Source organism: Mesorhizobium sp. M7D.F.Ca.US.004.03.1.1 (assembly GCF_003998635.1).
In the GTDB taxonomy this organism is placed as follows: Bacteria; Pseudomonadota; Alphaproteobacteria; order Rhizobiales; family Rhizobiaceae; genus Mesorhizobium; species Mesorhizobium loti.
Window position 1 is genome coordinate 1 of sequence record NZ_RZQG01001697.1, and the last position, 549, is coordinate 549.

The following is a 549-nucleotide window of genomic DNA, read 5'->3' on the forward strand; positions in this document are numbered from 1 at the left end:
CTGTAGTATCAGGGGCTTGTGGCTCATCGGCAAAACTTGTGGTCGGCAATCGCCGATCGATACCAAAAAAGCACGGACCGTTCTTTTCGGAAAGCCAGCCGGGCGGATTTGGGCGCAAGGCCACGTTGCCGCCATATTCCAATGGAACCGAGGATGCCGGTGATGCTGTGGTGAAGGCCGTGCGTTCACCCGGAACCCGTATCGTGCCTCGAGCGTTTGTGGCCAAGCTGATACGGACAATGGTTGGCTAATTGTTAAGATTGCCAATTCTAGAGTGCGGGCAAGATCGCCCCATAACCGAATGCAGTAGATCGAACGCTACAAGAATGTCTGGAACGTCCATGAAAACCAGCCGCCGTTTTTTCCTTTCCGGAGCCTCCGCGCTCGCAGCCGCAGTGGTTGCCGGCGGCGCCAATGCGCAGGACGTGATCGGCGATATCCTGAAATCCTCGGCGCGCGGCAATTGGGACGACCAGTTCGACGCCCGCGCCAGCGAGGGCGGCAAGGTGGCCTCGACGCTGCCGATCTTCAGCCCACAGACCGTCGCTT

1 pseudogene is annotated in these 549 nt (G+C 58.8%); it reads left to right on the plus strand.

The window, feature by feature from the left end:
• Positions 1–341 precede the first annotated feature (341 nt).
• Positions 342–549 (plus strand): annotated as a pseudogene (locus EN935_RS39555) (murein L,D-transpeptidase); the annotation flags it as partial.